Source organism: Luteimonas kalidii (genome assembly GCF_029887935.1).
In the GTDB taxonomy this organism is placed as follows: domain Bacteria; phylum Pseudomonadota; class Gammaproteobacteria; order Xanthomonadales; family Xanthomonadaceae; genus Luteimonas; species Luteimonas kalidii.
Window position 1 is genome coordinate 165,763 of the sequence record NZ_JARXRO010000016.1, and the last position, 13,793, is coordinate 179,555.

The 13,793-nt window shown below is 71.3% G+C and carries 17 protein-coding genes; 12 read left to right on the plus strand and 5 right to left on the minus strand.

Annotation, left to right across the window (positions count from 1 at the left end; genetic code table 11):
- Positions 1-5: 5 nt before the first annotated feature.
- A complete protein-coding gene (locus QFW81_RS10560) occupies positions 6-1,196 on the minus strand; it encodes an AI-2E family transporter (RefSeq protein WP_280578737.1) in 1,191 nt (396 codons plus the stop codon).
- Between the two features lie 19 nt (positions 1,197-1,215).
- Positions 1,216-2,295 carry a DUF2066 domain-containing protein gene (locus tag QFW81_RS10565; RefSeq protein ID WP_280578738.1) on the minus strand — a complete coding sequence of 360 codons (1,080 nt, stop codon included), beginning with the start codon at positions 2,293-2,295 and terminating at the stop codon, positions 1,216-1,218.
- Positions 2,296-2,450: 155 nt separating this feature from the next.
- Between QFW81_RS10565 and purM the strand changes: the two genes are divergently transcribed.
- The 4 genes from purM (at position 2,451) to QFW81_RS10585 (ending at position 5,818) form a co-directional block, all read left to right on the plus strand.
- On the plus strand, positions 2,451-3,506 hold the full coding sequence (purM, locus tag QFW81_RS10570; RefSeq protein WP_280578739.1) for a phosphoribosylformylglycinamidine cyclo-ligase: 1,056 nt from the start codon (positions 2,451-2,453) through the stop codon (positions 3,504-3,506).
- An 80-nt stretch (positions 3,507-3,586) separates the two neighbouring features.
- Entirely contained in the window at positions 3,587-4,261 is a 675-nt protein-coding gene (gene purN, locus QFW81_RS10575) for a phosphoribosylglycinamide formyltransferase (protein WP_425604016.1), read from the plus strand.
- A 16-nt stretch (positions 4,262-4,277) separates the two neighbouring features.
- Positions 4,278-5,093, plus strand: a complete 816-nt coding sequence (locus tag QFW81_RS10580; protein WP_425604019.1) for a DUF3108 domain-containing protein — start codon at positions 4,278-4,280, stop codon at positions 5,091-5,093.
- Positions 5,094-5,116: 23 nt separating this feature from the next.
- Positions 5,117-5,818, plus strand: coding sequence for a DUF3108 domain-containing protein (locus QFW81_RS10585; RefSeq protein ID WP_280578741.1), 702 nt, complete (start codon positions 5,117-5,119; stop codon positions 5,816-5,818).
- 135 nt (positions 5,819-5,953) lie between these two features.
- Here QFW81_RS10585 and QFW81_RS10590 read toward each other — a convergent pair whose 3' ends face one another.
- Genes QFW81_RS10590 through QFW81_RS10600 form a run of 3 tightly spaced genes read right to left on the minus strand, consistent with a single transcriptional unit; the run spans position 5,954 to position 7,798 of the window.
- On the minus strand, positions 5,954-6,292 hold the full coding sequence (locus QFW81_RS10590) for an EF-hand domain-containing protein (protein ID WP_280578742.1): 339 nt from the start codon (positions 6,290-6,292) through the stop codon (positions 5,954-5,956).
- 10 nt (positions 6,293-6,302) lie between these two features.
- Positions 6,303-7,562, minus strand: coding sequence for a UDP-N-acetylglucosamine 1-carboxyvinyltransferase (murA, locus tag QFW81_RS10595; RefSeq protein WP_280578743.1), 1,260 nt, complete (start codon positions 7,560-7,562; stop codon positions 6,303-6,305).
- Positions 7,562-7,798 carry a BolA family protein gene (locus QFW81_RS10600; protein ID WP_280578744.1) on the minus strand — a complete coding sequence of 79 codons (237 nt, stop codon included), beginning with the start codon at positions 7,796-7,798 and terminating at the stop codon, positions 7,562-7,564. Before QFW81_RS10600 ends, murA begins: the two co-directional genes overlap by 1 nt.
- A gap of 124 nt (positions 7,799-7,922) precedes the next feature.
- On the opposite strand from QFW81_RS10600, the gene QFW81_RS10605 reads away from it, so the two are divergent.
- From QFW81_RS10605 to QFW81_RS10640, 8 genes are all read left to right on the plus strand, one after another.
- Positions 7,923-8,942, plus strand: a complete 1,020-nt coding sequence (locus QFW81_RS10605) for a KpsF/GutQ family sugar-phosphate isomerase (protein ID WP_280578745.1) — start codon at positions 7,923-7,925, stop codon at positions 8,940-8,942.
- A gap of 87 nt (positions 8,943-9,029) precedes the next feature.
- Entirely contained in the window at positions 9,030-9,575 is a 546-nt protein-coding gene (locus QFW81_RS10610) for a KdsC family phosphatase (protein WP_280578746.1), read from the plus strand.
- Positions 9,572-10,132 carry an LPS export ABC transporter periplasmic protein LptC gene (gene lptC / locus QFW81_RS10615; protein WP_280578747.1) on the plus strand — a complete coding sequence of 187 codons (561 nt, stop codon included), beginning with the start codon at positions 9,572-9,574 and terminating at the stop codon, positions 10,130-10,132. Before QFW81_RS10610 ends, lptC begins: the two co-directional genes overlap by 4 nt.
- The gene (gene lptA / locus QFW81_RS10620; RefSeq protein WP_280578748.1) at positions 10,113-10,655 is read left to right on the plus strand and encodes a lipopolysaccharide transport periplasmic protein LptA; all 543 of its coding nucleotides are present in this window, start codon (positions 10,113-10,115) and stop codon (positions 10,653-10,655) included. Before lptC ends, lptA begins: the two co-directional genes overlap by 20 nt.
- Positions 10,655-11,374: an LPS export ABC transporter ATP-binding protein gene (lptB, locus tag QFW81_RS10625; protein ID WP_280578749.1), complete on the plus strand. Its 720-nt coding sequence runs from the start codon at positions 10,655-10,657 to the stop codon at positions 11,372-11,374. Before lptA ends, lptB begins: the two co-directional genes overlap by 1 nt.
- A 32-nt stretch (positions 11,375-11,406) precedes the next feature.
- The gene (locus tag QFW81_RS10630; protein WP_280578750.1) at positions 11,407-12,843 is read left to right on the plus strand and encodes an RNA polymerase factor sigma-54; all 1,437 of its coding nucleotides are present in this window, start codon (positions 11,407-11,409) and stop codon (positions 12,841-12,843) included.
- A gap of 125 nt (positions 12,844-12,968) precedes the next feature.
- Positions 12,969-13,295, plus strand: a complete 327-nt coding sequence (hpf, locus tag QFW81_RS10635) for a ribosome hibernation-promoting factor, HPF/YfiA family (protein ID WP_280578751.1) — start codon at positions 12,969-12,971, stop codon at positions 13,293-13,295.
- Positions 13,296-13,313: 18 nt separating this feature from the next.
- Complete coding sequence (locus tag QFW81_RS10640; protein WP_280578752.1) at positions 13,314-13,781, plus strand: PTS sugar transporter subunit IIA; 468 nt, start codon at positions 13,314-13,316, stop codon at positions 13,779-13,781.
- The last annotated feature ends 12 nt before the right edge of the window (positions 13,782-13,793 follow it).

Genomic DNA, 13,793 nt, shown 5'->3' on the forward strand with positions numbered 1-13,793 from the left:
CGGCGTCAGGACTTGTCGCCGCGTTCGGTGGCCTCGCCGATGTCGTCGTCGAGCACGATCACCCCGTGGCCGTGCGGGCGCTCGATCACGATCTTCGGGCCGTCGCCTGCGTACAGCCGGCTCTGGGTGTAGCGCTCGTGGGCGAAGCGCAGCAGCACGTTGCCTACCGCCGCCACCGGCAGCGCGATCAGCATGCCGACGAAGCCGAAGAGCTGGCCGCCGGCCATGATCGCGAAGATCACCGCCACCGGATGCAGGCCGATGCGGTCGCCGACGATGCGCGGGGTCAGGATGTAGCTCTCGATCAGCTGGCCGACGGTGAACACCACGCCGACCAGTACCAGCAGTTGCAGGTCGAAGCCCTGCGCCTGCACCAGCGCCGCGAGCACCGCCAGCACGATGCCGGTGGCCGCACCGAGATAGGGCACGAAACTGATCAATCCGGCCACGATCCCGATCAGCAGTCCCAGGTTGAGGCCCACCATGGTCAGTCCGGCGGCGTAGATCGCGCCCAGCGCCAGCATCACGATGAACTGGCCGCGCAGGAACGCGCCGAGCACCTCGTCGGATTCCTTCGCCAGGCGCGAGACGGTGCCGATGTGGTCGCGCGGGATCATCGCCGCCACGCGATCGACCAGCAGGTCCCAGTCGCGCAGGAAATAGAACGTGAGGATCGGTACCAGCACGATGTTGACCATCCAGGTGATGAAGGCGAAGCCGGAGGTCGACAGATAGCCGAACACGGTCGTGGCCACACCGCCGGCCTGGGCCCAGTGCGCGCGCGCCAGTTCGAACAGCCGTTGCGGGTCGAGCCAGCTGGTGATCTCGATCCCGGTGCGCGCTTCCACCCAGGGCAGGGCGGTCTCCATGAACCAGTCGCGGTACTCGGGCAGCGCATCGACCAGGGTCACCACCTGGCGTTCGATCATCGGCACCAGGATCAGCACCACCAGCACCACCAGCATCACCATCAGCACGAACACGAGGGTGACCGCGACCGGCCGCGAGCGCCCCGACCGTTCGAGCCGGTCCACCAGCGGATCGCCGAGCCAGCCCAGCAGCGCGGCCAGCACGAACGGCGTGAGGATCGGGCCCAGCAGCGCGATCAGCCACAGCGCGGCGAACGCGACCAGCCCCCACTGCAGCCGTTTCAGGAAACGGGCGATGTCCAGGGCGGCGGTGGGTGTGGGTTCCATGGGCTGTGGCTCGATGTGCTCAGCGCAGCAGGTAGACCGGAGCGAGGACGTCCTCGCCCTCCATCTCGATCAGCACGTCCTCGTCGGCCATGCGGCGGAAGCCGGCCAGGCCGGTCAGCAGGTCGAGTTCGACTTCGAGCCGGTCGGGCATGGCCCGCTGCGGACGGATCGCGCGCACCACCGACATGCGCTGAAGCGCCGCGGACAGGCGCAGGTAGTCGGCGCCCGTGCGCACGCCGGTGAACACCATGCGCTGCACGACCGGGTCGGCGGGCGCGGTGGCCTTCGCGTAACGCTTGATCAAGGCGTCGGCGCCGCCGTCGGCACCGGTCGCCAGCGTGCGACGGGCGTCCGCGCCTTCTTCCGACCAGCGCGACAGCACGCGGCCGTTGTCGACGAAGATCCAGTCCGCCTTCCACCCGGCGCCATCGCGGTACAGCTTGCCGATCAGCTGCATCGGCGGCTGGTAGCGCGCGGACAGGCGCGCGATCGCGCCGGTGTCGCCGCGCCAGATCGCGCCCACCGCGGCCTGTTCGGCCGCACTGCCCGACGGCAGCCCCAGCCGGTAGCCGCGCTGGACCGCGCGCTCCAGCAGCGGCCGCGCGACGTTGTTGTGCTGCAGGCCGACGAGGCGCGGGCCGTTGCCGTCGTCGATCGCCAGCCACACCACCGGCTTGGGCCGCGGCTGCGGCCAGACCGGCAGGCCGAGCGCCCCGGCCACGGCGTCGACCTGGTCGGCGTCGAAGCGCACCACCAGCATCGTCCGGAACGTCGGTGCCCCCGAAGCGCCGACGCTCTCGTCCTGGCGGTAGTCGTAGCCTTCGACGTAGTCGGCCGCGCGGCGCAGCTCCTGGCCCACGCCGGGGCGGCTGGCGATGGAACGGTCGCCCGACAGCTTGGCCAGCACCTGGACCAGCGCGCGCGCGATGCCGGTCTCGCGTTCGGACTCGGACTGGCTGCGCACCGGCACCTCGGCCTCGTACATGCCTTCGCCCGACGCGCGGTCGCCCTCGACCCGCTGTGCGAGCGCGGGAGTGGCCGCCAGCAGCAGCGCCAGCGTCCACGCCAGGCCCCGGGTGGTATGTGCAAGCAATCGCATCCGATGTCCTTGTGCAGCGGCAAACCGTGGCGAAATGGTGCCACAAAGGCCCTGCGCGAAGTCTGACGGGGGCCGCGTGAGGGACGTGACCGTCCCGGGTCGCGTCCGCCGGACGGCTGCTAGAATCGCGGGCCGACCGGCCCCTGCGAGCTCCCTTGACCACCCCGCCCCCCGGCCCGCCCGGCCTGACCTACCGCGACGCCGGCGTCGACATCGACGCGGGCAATGAAGTCGTCGAGCGCATCAAGCCGCTGGTGGCGCGCAGCCTGCGCCCGGAAGTGATGGGCGGGCTGGGCGGCTTCGGCGCCCTGTTCGACCTGTCCGGCAAGTATCGCGAACCGGTGCTCGTCTCCGGCACCGACGGCGTGGGCACCAAGCTCAAGCTGGCCCAGCAGCTCGGCCGCCACGACACCATCGGCATCGACCTGGTCGCCATGTGCGTGAACGACGTCCTGGTGCAGGGCGCCGAGCCGCTGTTCTTCCTCGATTATTTCGCCACCGGCAAGCTCGACGTGGACACCACGGTGGCCGTGGTCGGCGGCATCGCCAAGGGCTGCGAACTCTCCGGTTGCGCGCTGATCGGCGGAGAGACCGCGGAAATGCCCGACATGTATCCGCCGGGCGAGTACGACCTGGCCGGATTCTGCGTGGCCGCGGTCGAGAAGTCCGAACTGCGCGACGGCGCCGCCGTGCGCGCGGGCGACGTGCTGGTCGGCATCGCCTCCAGCGGCCCGCATTCGAACGGCTATTCGCTGATCCGCCGGATCTACGACCGTGCCGGCACGCCCGGCGGGCTCGATGTCGGCGGCGTGCTGCTCGGCGATGCGCTGATGGCGCCGACGCGGCTGTACGTGAAGCCGGTGCTGGAGCTGCTGCGCGGCAGCCACGGGCCCGCGATCCACGGTATGGCCCACATCACCGGCGGCGGCCTGACCGAGAACGTCATCCGCGTCGTGCCCGACGGCCTGGGGCTGGAGATCGACACCTCGTCCTGGCCGCTGCCGCCGGTGTTCGACTGGCTGCAGCGCGAGGGCAACGTCGCGCGCGAGGAGATGTGGCGCACGTTCAATTGCGGGATCGGCTTCGTGCTGCTGGTCGACCGCGACGCGGTGGCCGCGCTGGGCGGCGAGCTGGTGCGGCTGGGACTCGCGCACTGGCGCATCGGCCAGGTCGTCGCCGCGGGCGACGACGGGCGCGTGCGCATCGGCTGACGCGCATGGCGGGCACGTGCAGGATCGCGACCCGGTGGTGCGTCCGCGCGCCGCGGCCGCACATTCCCTGATCCCGCATCGTGGCGTCTTCCGCGCATCCACCGCTGCGCCTGGCGGTGCTCGCCTCGGGCCGCGGCAGCAACCTGCAGGCGATCCTGGACGCGATCGCGGCGCAGCGGCTGCGGGCCGTGGTGACCGGCGTGTTCTCCGACAGGTCCTCCGCACCGGTGCTGCAGCGCGCGCGCGAGGCAGGAGTGGCTGCAGCATCGCTGTCGCCGCGCGGGTTCGCCACGCGCCCGGACTTCGACCGGGCCCTGTTCGCACGCGTGGACGCGGCGAATCCGGACCTGATCGTGTGCGCGGGTTACATGCGGCTGCTCGATCCCGACGTGCTGGCGCCGCATGTCGGCCGCCTGGTGAACATCCATCCCTCGCTCCTGCCCGCGTTCAAGGGCCTGCACACGCATCGGCAGGCGCTGGCCGCGGGCGTGTCCGGGCACGGCGCCAGCCTCCATTTCGTCACCGCCGAACTCGACGGTGGCCCGGTGATCGCTCAGGTCCGGGTGCCGGTGCACGCCGGGGACGATGAAGCCAGCCTCGCGGCCCGCGTCCTCGCGCGCGAACACCCGCTGCTGGTCGAGACCCTGCGCCTGTTCGCGGACCGGCGGCTGGCGCTGCGTGAAGATGGTGTTCACTTCGATGGCCATGCGCTGACCGCGCCGCTTCAGCTGTCGTGCAACGACACGTTTGCATGATGTGCGGCTTATGCGTCTGGCCACCCGCCCCATCGTCGTTCTGCTGCTGGTGACGGCTCTTGCCGCCAGTCCCGGCGGGCAGTCGCGTGCCCAGTCGGACGCTCCGCGTCCAGTCACTCCCGATCCTGCGGTCGAACAGGTGCCGCCGACCGACATCGCCGAGCCGCGCGCGCTGCAACCCTTTGTCGCCACCTACGAAGCCTGGTACGAGGGCAAGCATGCCGGCTCCGCCACGATGCGGCTGGTGCGCGACGACGGGGCTTCGCGCTGGCGGGTGGACCTGGGCGTTCGCGGCGACCGCGGGTTCGCCGGAATCTTCAACCTGAACATCGAGCAGAGCACCGTGTTCGACGTCGCCGGCGATGGCGATGTCTACCGTCCTTTGTCGCAGGCCACCACGCGCAAGGCCGCGCTGTTCTTCAACCGCAGGACGACCGGCACCTACGACTGGCACACCAATACTGCACGCTGGACCGGCGACGTCAGCAAGGCCAGGCGCGTGCCGGTGCCGATCGCGCATGGCGACATGAGCGGATTGCTGATCAACCTGGCCGTGATCCGCGACGCCGAACCCGGGGCGTCGCTGCGGTACCGGTTCGTGGACAGCGGGCGGGCGCGCGACTACGAGTACCGTGTCTCCGCTGCGGCCGAATCCGTCACCGTGGCCGAACTCAGCTACCAGGCGCTGCGGGTCGAGCGGACCAACGGCGGCAACGACGAGATGATCCTGTGGGTCGCGGACGGCGTGCCCACGCCGGTGCGGATCCTGCAGCGCGAGGATGGCGAGGACGCCATCGACCTGCGCCTGGTCGAGTACCGGGCGGCGCAATGAGCATGACAACGAGGACCCCCACGATGTTCCGAACCCCACTGCGCGGTGTCGCGCTCGCTTCCCTGCTGGCGCTCGCGAGCGCCCCCCTGGCCGCGGTCGAGCCGTTCGCGGCCGATTACGGCGCCAACTACATGGGCATGCAGGCCGACGGCAGGATGACGCTCGCTCCGGCCGGCGACAACCGCTGGAAGTACAGCCTGGATGTGAGCGGCGCGGGCGCACGGCTGTCGCAGAGCACCGTGTTCGAGGTCGAGGGCGACCGCTGGCGCCCGGTGTCCGGCAACGATTCCCAGGGTGGCGAGAACGGCCTGGCGGCGATGCTGGTCAAGAAGCGCTCGGTCAACGCGACCTACGACTGGAGCAGCGGCCAGGCCACGTGGGAAGGCGACGTCAAGCCCGATCGCCGCGGTCCGGTGAAACTGCAGCCCGGCGACGTCGACGGCATGCTGATGAACCTCGCCCTGGTGCGCGACTTCAAGGCCGGCAAGCCGTTGAACTACCGCCTGGTCGAGGATGGCCGCGTGCGCCGCCAGGTGTTCAAGCCCGCCGGCACGGAGAACATCACCGTTGCCGGCAAGTCGCACAAGGCGACCAAGGTGACGTGGAAGGACGAGGATCGCAGCATCACCGCCTGGATCGTCGATGACCTGCCGGTCCCGGCGCGCATCCTGCAGCAGCGCGACGGCCGCGACCACATCGACCTGACGCTCAAGTCGGTGCGCTGAGGCGGTGCTGCGGGGACCGCGCGTGAAGGCGCGGCGCGTGGACGGCGGGACGTGCCCGCACCCGTGGGCCGGCCGGTCGAGCTGATCAGGTCGACGAGTCTTCGGCGGTCCCCATCCCGGCCTGGCGCGATAGGTTCAGGGATCGGCCCTGGCGGGTGCAGCCGGCGCCTCGCCATCGTCGAATACCACCCGGCACTCGACCCGGAACGGCGCCTCGCGGTCGCGCAGCCGCACGTAGCGACGACACGTGCGCGGACCGTCGCGCGTTTCATCCACCGCGACCACCGTGTAGCCCTGCACGATCTCGGCCCGGCTGGCGGTGCCGTCGTCGTCCCAGTCCATCTCCCGGGGCTGGGTGCCGTTGAATCCGGCGATGCCCATCAGCCGCAGCACCAGCATCGCCACCAGCACCAGCAGCACGGTCGCCAGCAGCACCTTGCGCCGCGGCGATAGGTGGAACCGGGGCGCGGTCATGCCGTGAGCCTCACGAGATCCTCCGGATCCGCGCCCCCAGGCCGGACAGCTTGCGCTCGATGTGCTCGTAGCCGCGGTCGAGGTGGTAGATGCGGTCGATGGTGGTCTCTCCCTCGGCCACCAGGCCGGCCAGGATCAACGAGGCCGAGGCGCGCAGGTCGGTCGCCATCACCGGCGCGCCGCTGAGCCGCGACACGCCCCGGACGGTCGCGCGATGGCCGTCGATCTGGATGTCCGCGCCCAAGCGCATCAGTTCGTTGACGTGCATGAAGCGGTTCTCGAAGATCCGCTCGTCGATCGTGCCGGTGCCCTCGGCCACGCAGTCGAGCGCCATGAACTGCGCCTGCATGTCGGTGGGAAAGCCCGGATGCGGCTCGGTGACGATGTCCACCGACCGCGGGCGGCGGCCATGCATGTCGACGGTCACGCGGTCGCCGTCGGCGGTGACCTCGGCGCCGGCGGCGCGCAACGCGTCCAGCACCGCGGCGAGGGTGTCGGGACGCGCATGCGTGGCGGTGACGCGGCCACCGGTCATGGCGCCGGCGACCAGGAAGGTGCCGGTCTCGATCCGGTCGGCGATCACCTCATGGCGCGCGCCGTCGAGGCGGTCGACGCCGTGCACGGTGATGCGCGAGGTGCCCGCGCCCTCGATCCGCGCGCCCATCGCCACCAGGCAGTCGGCGAGGTCGACGATCTCCGGCTCGCGCGCGGCGTTGTCGATCGTCGTCGTGCCTTCGGCCAGGGTGGCGGCCATCAGCACGTTCTCGGTGGCGCCGACGCTGACGGTCTCGAACACGACCTGCCCGCCGCGCAGCCGGCCCGCACGCGCCTTGATGAAGCCGTGCTCGACCACGATCTCCGCACCCAGCGCCTCGAGCGCCTTGATGTGCAGGTCGACCGGCCGCGAGCCGATCGCGCAGCCGCCGGGCAGCGACACCTCGGCCGCGCCGTGGCGCGCCAGCAGCGGCCCCAGCACCAGCACCGAGGCGCGCATCGTGCGTACCAGCTCGTAGGGCGCCAGGTGGCTGTCGACCGTGCGCGGATCGACCCGCACGATCCCCGCCGCGATGTCGTGACCGATGCCCGCGCCCAGCCCGCCGAGCAGGCGCGCGGTGGTGCGTACGTCGTGCAGGTGCGGCACGTTGCCGATCTCCACCGGCGCATCCGCCAGCAGGGTCGCGCACAGGATCGGGAGTACCGCGTTCTTGGCGCCGGAGATTCGCACCTCGCCGGCGAGCCGCACGCCGCCTTCGACGATGATCTTGTCCATCAGGCGCGTGCCGCTTCGTCGGGCGTGAGGGTCCTGAGCGCCAGCGCGTGGATCTCGCCGCCCATGCGCTCGCCCAGGGTGGCGTAGACCATGCGATGGCGGGCCAGCGGCAGCTTGCCGGCGAAGGCGTCGGAGACGACCAGGGCCTCGAAGTGGACGCCGTCGTCGCCGGAGACCTCGACCCTGGCGCCGGGCAGGCCCTGCAGGATCAGCGTACGGATGAAATCGGGGGTCAAGGGGAGTTTTCCTGCTGAAGCGCGCATGAGCCGGCCGGCGGCCCCGCGGCAGTGGCGGGCCTTTTGCGCCGGGAAGCGCCTAAAATGAACGGATTAGGTTAACGGAAAAGACCTCTCCCCGGATATGGCCATCCCCGGAACGATCCCTGCCGACCTGCCCGCCCAGACGCGGGCCGAACCCGCGTTCGCGGCCAGCGGCCGGCGCGTGTTCGCGGTCGAGGTCCGTGGCCTGGAAGCCGTCGCCGCGCGCCTGGACGGCGCGTTCTCGGACGCGTGCGCGCGGATCCTGGCCGCCCGCGGGCGGGTGGTCTGCACCGGGATGGGCAAGTCCGGGCACGTCGCGCGCAAGATCGCCGCCACCCTGGCCTCCACCGGCACCCCGGCGTTCTACATGCATCCGGGCGAGGCCGGGCATGGCGACCTGGGGATGGTGACCGACGCCGACATCGTGCTGGCGGTGTCCTACTCGGGCGAATCGGACGAGATCCTGATGCTGCTCCCGGTGCTCAAGCGCCAGGGCAACGGGCTGCTGGCGATGACCGGCCGGCCCGGTTCGACGCTGGCCCGGGAAGCCGACGTGCACCTGGACACCAGCGTGCCGGCCGAAGCCTGCCCGCTGCACCTGGCGCCCACCGCGAGCACCACCGCGGCGATGGCGATGGGCGACGCGCTGGCGGTCGCGCTGCTCGAGGCGCGTGGCTTCACCGCCGACGATTTCGCCCGATCGCACCCGGCCGGCGCGCTCGGCCGGCGCCTGCTGCTGCATATCGGCGACGTCATGCACACGGGCGACGACGTACCGCGCGTGCGCGGCGACGCCTCGCTGGGCGAGGCGCTGCTGGAGATGAGCCGCAAGCGCCTGGGCGTGACCGCGGTGGTCGACGACGCCGGCCGCCTGCTGGGACTGTTCACCGACGGCGACCTGCGCCGCACCCTCGGCGACCGCAGCATCGACGTGCATGCCACGCCCATCGTCGGGGTAATGACGCGCGATCCGGTGACCATCGGCAGCGACGCGCTGGCGGTCGAAGCCGCACGGCTGATGGAAACCCGCAAGATCAACGCGCTGCTGGTGCTCGACGCGGACCGCCATGTGGTCGGCGCGCTCAACGTCCACGACCTGCTGCGCGCGCGGGTGGTCTGACCGTCCCGCCCATGCCGGTTCGCACCCGATACAGGCCGGGTGCGGTCTCCTGCCCGTCCCGCCCCGACCCACGAACCGATCATCCACGTGCCCCATACCCGCCCCGACTATCCCGCCGACCTGGTCGACCGCGCCGCGAAGATCCGGCTGGTCGGCTTCGACGTCGACGGCACCCTGACCGACGGCCGGCTGTGGTTCGACGAGGACGGGCGCGAGTCGAAAGCCTTCCATGTCCTCGACGGCCAGGGCCTGGTGCAACTGCGCCGCGCCGGCGTCGCGATCGTGTTCATCACCGCGCGCAACAGCACGGTGGCGGCGAACCGCGCGCGCGAACTCGGCGCCGGCGCCTACGTCGACTGCAAGGACAAGCTCGCCTGCCTGCAGGCGCTCGCGGCCGAGCAGGGGCTGGCGATGGACGAAGTGGCGTTCATGGGCGACGACCTGCCCGACCTGCCGGTGCTGCGCGGGGTCGGCTTCGCGGTGGCGCCGGCCAGCGTGCACCACTGGCTGCGCGATGCCGTGCACTGGGTGACCCCGTCGCGCGGCGGCGAGGGCGCCGCGCGTGAGCTGTGCGACCTGATCCTGCACGCCCACGGCCGGGTCGAGGCACTGCTCCGGGACGACGCGCGATGAACTGGCGCCTGGCCATCATCCTGGCCCTGCTCGCCGGCGCCGTCCTCAGCGGATGGTTCGCCTGGCGCGGGCAGGCGCCGGAGGACCAGCAGGCGCAGGCGGAGGCGCGCTCGGACTACATCCTGCGCGACTTCGAGGTGGTGACCCTGGACAGCACGGGCCAGGAATCGTTCTCGCTGCGTGCACCGGAGCTGCGCCAGACCCCTGGCGCACGCACGCTGGAGCTGGAGACACCCCTGTTCCTGATGCCCGACGAGCACGGCAGCCGCTGGGAGGTGCGCTCGCAGACCGGCTGGGTCAACGAGAAGAGCACCCTGGTGCGCCTGCGGGGCGAGGTGGTCGCCGACAGCCCGGTGGGCGCCAGCCGCCCGACCAAAATGCGCACCGAGCAGCTGGACATCTTCCCCGACGACAACCGGGCCACCTCCGAGGCCGTCGTGACCATCACCACCCCCGGCACTACAATGCGCGGCACCGGGATGGAGGCCGACCTGGCCAGCAAGCGCATCCAGCTCCTCTCCGACGTGAGCCTCAACAATGACCCGAACCGCCGCTAAGCTGGCCCTCGCGATCGTCGCCGCCTGCTGCGCGCAGGCCGCCGTCGCCAAGTCCTCCGACCGCCAGCAGACGATGCAGGTGCAGGCCAACCGCAGCGACTGCACGGTGACCGATGCCGGCCCCTGCGTGCTCACCGGCAACGTGAACATCGTCCAGGGCACGCTGGTCATCGACGCCGCGCGTGCCGACATCCGCCAGGGCGACGGCGACATCCAGAGCGCCAAGCTCACCGGCTCGCCGGTCCGCCTCAAGCAGGAGATGGACAACGGCGGGATGATGAATGCGACCGCCGCCCAGGTCGACTACAACCTGCAGCAGGACACGGTGGTCTTCACCGGCAAGGCCGTGGTGCAGCAACCGGGCCGCGGCAGCATCGCCGGCGAGCGCATCGTCTACAACATGCGCACCGGCCAGGTGCAGGGCGGCGGCGGCGACGAGGGCGGCCGGGTGATGCTGCAGTTCGAGCCGCGCAACCGCGCGCCGGCCGACAACGCCGCGCCACGCGACGGGAACGACGACTGATGCTGGTCGCCGAGGGGCTGCGCAAGCGCTACAAGCAGCGCGAGGTCGTGCGTGATTTCGGCCTGACCCTGGACGCCGGCGAGGTGGTCGGCCTGCTCGGTCCCAACGGCGCCGGCAAGACCACCTGCTTCTACATGATCGTCGGCCTGGTGCCCGCCGACGCCGGCCGGATCGTGCTCGACGGCCGCGACATCACCGCCGAACCCATGCACCAGCGCGCGCGCCGCGGCGTGGGCTACCTGCCGCAGGAACCCTCGGTGTTCCGCAAGCTCAGCGTGGCGGACAACATCATGCTGGTGCTGGAGCTGCGCGAGGGGCTGGACCGCGCCGCGCGTCGCCGGGAACTCGAGAGCCTGCTCGACGAGTTGCAGATCACCCATGTCGCCGACCAGATCGGCGCCAGCCTGTCGGGCGGCGAGCGGCGCCGGGTGGAGATCGCCCGCGCGCTGGCGGCCAGGCCGCGCCTGATCCTGCTCGACGAACCCTTCGCCGGCGTGGACCCGATCTCGGTCGGCGACATCCAGCGCATCGTCGAACACCTCAAGAACCGCGGGATCGGGGTCCTGATCACGGACCACAACGTGCGCGAAACCTTGGGCATTTGCGACCGGGCGTATATCCTCAACGAGGGAGGCGTGCTCGCGCAGGGGGCTCCGGACATGCTTCTCTCCAATCCCGACGTGCGCCGGGTCTACCTCGGAGAATCCTTCCGTCTGTAGCCGTGCACGTCGTCCAGGGGATCGACCGGACGATGAAGCCACGCCTCCAGACATCGCTGGGCCAACACCTTGTCCTGACGCCCCAGCTGCGCCAGGCGCTGCACCTGCTGCAGCTGCCGGCGGTGGAGCTGGAGGCGGAGATCGCGGCCGCGGTGGAGAGCAATCCGCTGCTCGACTGGGCCGATGACGCACCGCCGCTCACCGCCGACGGCAAGCCCGACCGGCAGGACGACGGGGAGGACCGCGAGCCTGCCCAGGCCAACGGCGAGGACTGGGAACCGCGCGAGGACGGCTGGCGCGACGGCGGCTTCGAGTACACCGGCTCCGGCGGCCGCGGCGGCGAGGACGAGGAAAGCGACCCCGCCAGCCGCATGGTCCAGGCCGAGACCCTGCGCGGCCACCTGGCCTGGCAGCTGCACCTGTCGCACCTGTCGCCGCGCGACTTCAGGATCGGGACCGCCCTGATCGACGCGATCGAGGACGACGGCTACCTGCGCGTCCCCTTTTCCGAGATCGCCGCCGCGCTCGAACCCGAGCCGGCCCCAGACGACGACGAGATCCTCGCGGTGCTGCGCCAGGTCCAGCGCATGGACCCGGTGGGCGTGGGCGCGCGCGACCTGTCCGAATGCCTGTGCCTGCAGCTCGACGCCCTGCCCGCCGACACCCCCGGCCGCGCCCTGGCCCGCGTCCTGGCCACCACCCTGATCGACCGCCTGCCGCGGCTCGGCGCCCGTGGGGTGTGCGAGCAACTCGGCTGCAGCGCGGCGGAGGCCGACACGGCCCTGCACCTGCTGCGCTCGCTGGATCCGCGGCCGGGTTCGCAGATCGGCGAGGTGCCGTCCGACAACTACGTCGTGCCCGACTGCGTGATCGTGCGCCGCAACGGCGTATGGCAGGCGATGCTGGCCACCAGTTCGCTGCCGCGGCTGACCATCCACCAGGCCTACGAGCGCATGATCCAGACCACGGCCGGCGACGATGCCGGCTACCTCAAGGGCCGGCTGCAGGAAGCGCGCTGGCTGCTGAAGAACCTGGAGGCGCGCGGCGAGACCCTGCTCAAGGTGGTGCGCTGCCTGATCCGCCAGCAATCGGGCTTCCTCGAGTTCGGCGCGCGCGCGCTGCGGCCGCTGACCCTGCGCGAGGTGGCGGGCGAGATCGGCATGCACGAATCGACGGTGTCGCGCGCGGTGGCGCGCAAGTACGTGCACACCCCGCGCGGGACGCTGGCGCTGCGCGACTTCTTCGCCTCGGGCATCGACACCGACGGCGGTGGGGAGGCCTCCAGCGTCGCGATCCAGCAGATGATCCGCGGCCTGATCGAGGCCGAGGATCCGCGCAAGCCGCTGTCGGACGCGCGCCTGGCCGAGTCGCTCAAGGCCTCCGGGGTGCCGGTGGCGCGGCGCACCGTGGCCAAGTATCGGGAGGCCATGCACATCGCCGCGTCCCACGAGCGCATCCGGATCAATTGAACACGTCCGGCGCGAACTGTCCATGAGCTGTCCGGTCGCCGCCGGGCCGGGCCTGCGTTAACCTGTTTTCAACCCGCGGCGACCCGTTCCGGGCCATGCTGGGGTCCCAAGACAGGAGGCAGCCGATGCAGATCGAAACCTACGGCCACGACATCGACGTGACACCCGCCCTGCGCGAGTACGTGGACAGCAAGCTGCAGCGCCTGGGCCGCCACCTCGAACGCCCCTTCGACGTCCGCGTGCAGCTGAGCCTCGACAAGCCCCACCACAAGGCGGAGGCGAACCTCGTGCTCGCCGGCAAGGCCATGCACGCCGATGCCAGCGCGATCGACATGTACGCCGCGATCGACCTGCTGGCCGACAAGCTCGACCGGCTGCTGATCAAGCACCGCAAGAAGCAGGTCGACCACCATCGCGGCGAGAATGCCACCCGCGACGGCAGCTTCGGCTGAGCCCCACGGACCACGCGCATGCCATGGACCGACCTGCTGAGCGCCGAGCGCATCGTGGTGCTGGACGATCCGGGCAACCCCGAGCGGGTGCTCGATGCCGCGGCGCGGCTGCTGTCGGACGGTTCCACGGCGTCCGCCCGGGCCATCGGCACCGCGCTGCGCGAGCGCGAACGCCTGGGCAGCACCGCGATCGGCCATGGCGTGGCGCTGCCGCATGCGCGCAGCGCCGGCTTCCACGCGCCGCGAGGTGCCTTCCTGCGGCTGGGACATGCGCTGGATTTCGGCGCGCGCGATGGCGAACCGGTCGACCTGGTGTTCGCGATGAGCGCCACCGACGATCGGCCCGAGCAGCACCTGCAGCACCTGGCCGACATCGCGGGCCGCTTCGCCGACGAGTCGTTCCGCGAGCGCCTGCGCGCGGCGCGAAGCCTGGCGACGCTGCGGCGCCTGCTGCTGGCGCAGGCGCCCACGGCGAGTGCGGCGTGAAGCCAGCGGACC

Excerpts from the sequence above, each read along its gene's own strand:
- QFW81_RS10585 (WP_280578741.1), top strand. The coding sequence starts at position 5,117 with ATGTTCCGAACCCCACTGCGCGGTGTCGCGCTCGCTTCCCTGCTGGCG.
- lptA (WP_280578748.1), top strand. The coding sequence starts at position 10,113 with ATGACCCGAACCGCCGCTAAGCTGGCCCTCGCGATCGTCGCCGCCTGC.
- QFW81_RS10630 (WP_280578750.1), top strand. The coding sequence starts at position 11,407 with ATGAAGCCACGCCTCCAGACATCGCTGGGCCAACACCTTGTCCTGACG.
- QFW81_RS10640 (WP_280578752.1), top strand. The coding sequence starts at position 13,314 with ATGCCATGGACCGACCTGCTGAGCGCCGAGCGCATCGTGGTGCTGGAC.
- QFW81_RS10605 (WP_280578745.1), top strand. The coding sequence starts at position 7,923 with ATGGCCATCCCCGGAACGATCCCTGCCGACCTGCCCGCCCAGACGCGG.
- hpf (WP_280578751.1), top strand. The coding sequence starts at position 12,969 with ATGCAGATCGAAACCTACGGCCACGACATCGACGTGACACCCGCCCTG.
- murA (WP_280578743.1), bottom strand. The coding sequence starts at position 7,562 with ATGGACAAGATCATCGTCGAAGGCGGCGTGCGGCTCGCCGGCGAGGTG.
- QFW81_RS10565 (WP_280578738.1), bottom strand. The coding sequence starts at position 2,295 with ATGCGATTGCTTGCACATACCACCCGGGGCCTGGCGTGGACGCTGGCG.
- lptB (WP_280578749.1), top strand. The coding sequence starts at position 10,655 with ATGCTGGTCGCCGAGGGGCTGCGCAAGCGCTACAAGCAGCGCGAGGTC.
- lptC (WP_280578747.1), top strand. The coding sequence starts at position 9,572 with ATGAACTGGCGCCTGGCCATCATCCTGGCCCTGCTCGCCGGCGCCGTC.
- QFW81_RS10590 (WP_280578742.1), bottom strand. The coding sequence starts at position 6,292 with ATGACCGCGCCCCGGTTCCACCTATCGCCGCGGCGCAAGGTGCTGCTG.
- QFW81_RS10560 (WP_280578737.1), bottom strand. The coding sequence starts at position 1,196 with ATGGAACCCACACCCACCGCCGCCCTGGACATCGCCCGTTTCCTGAAA.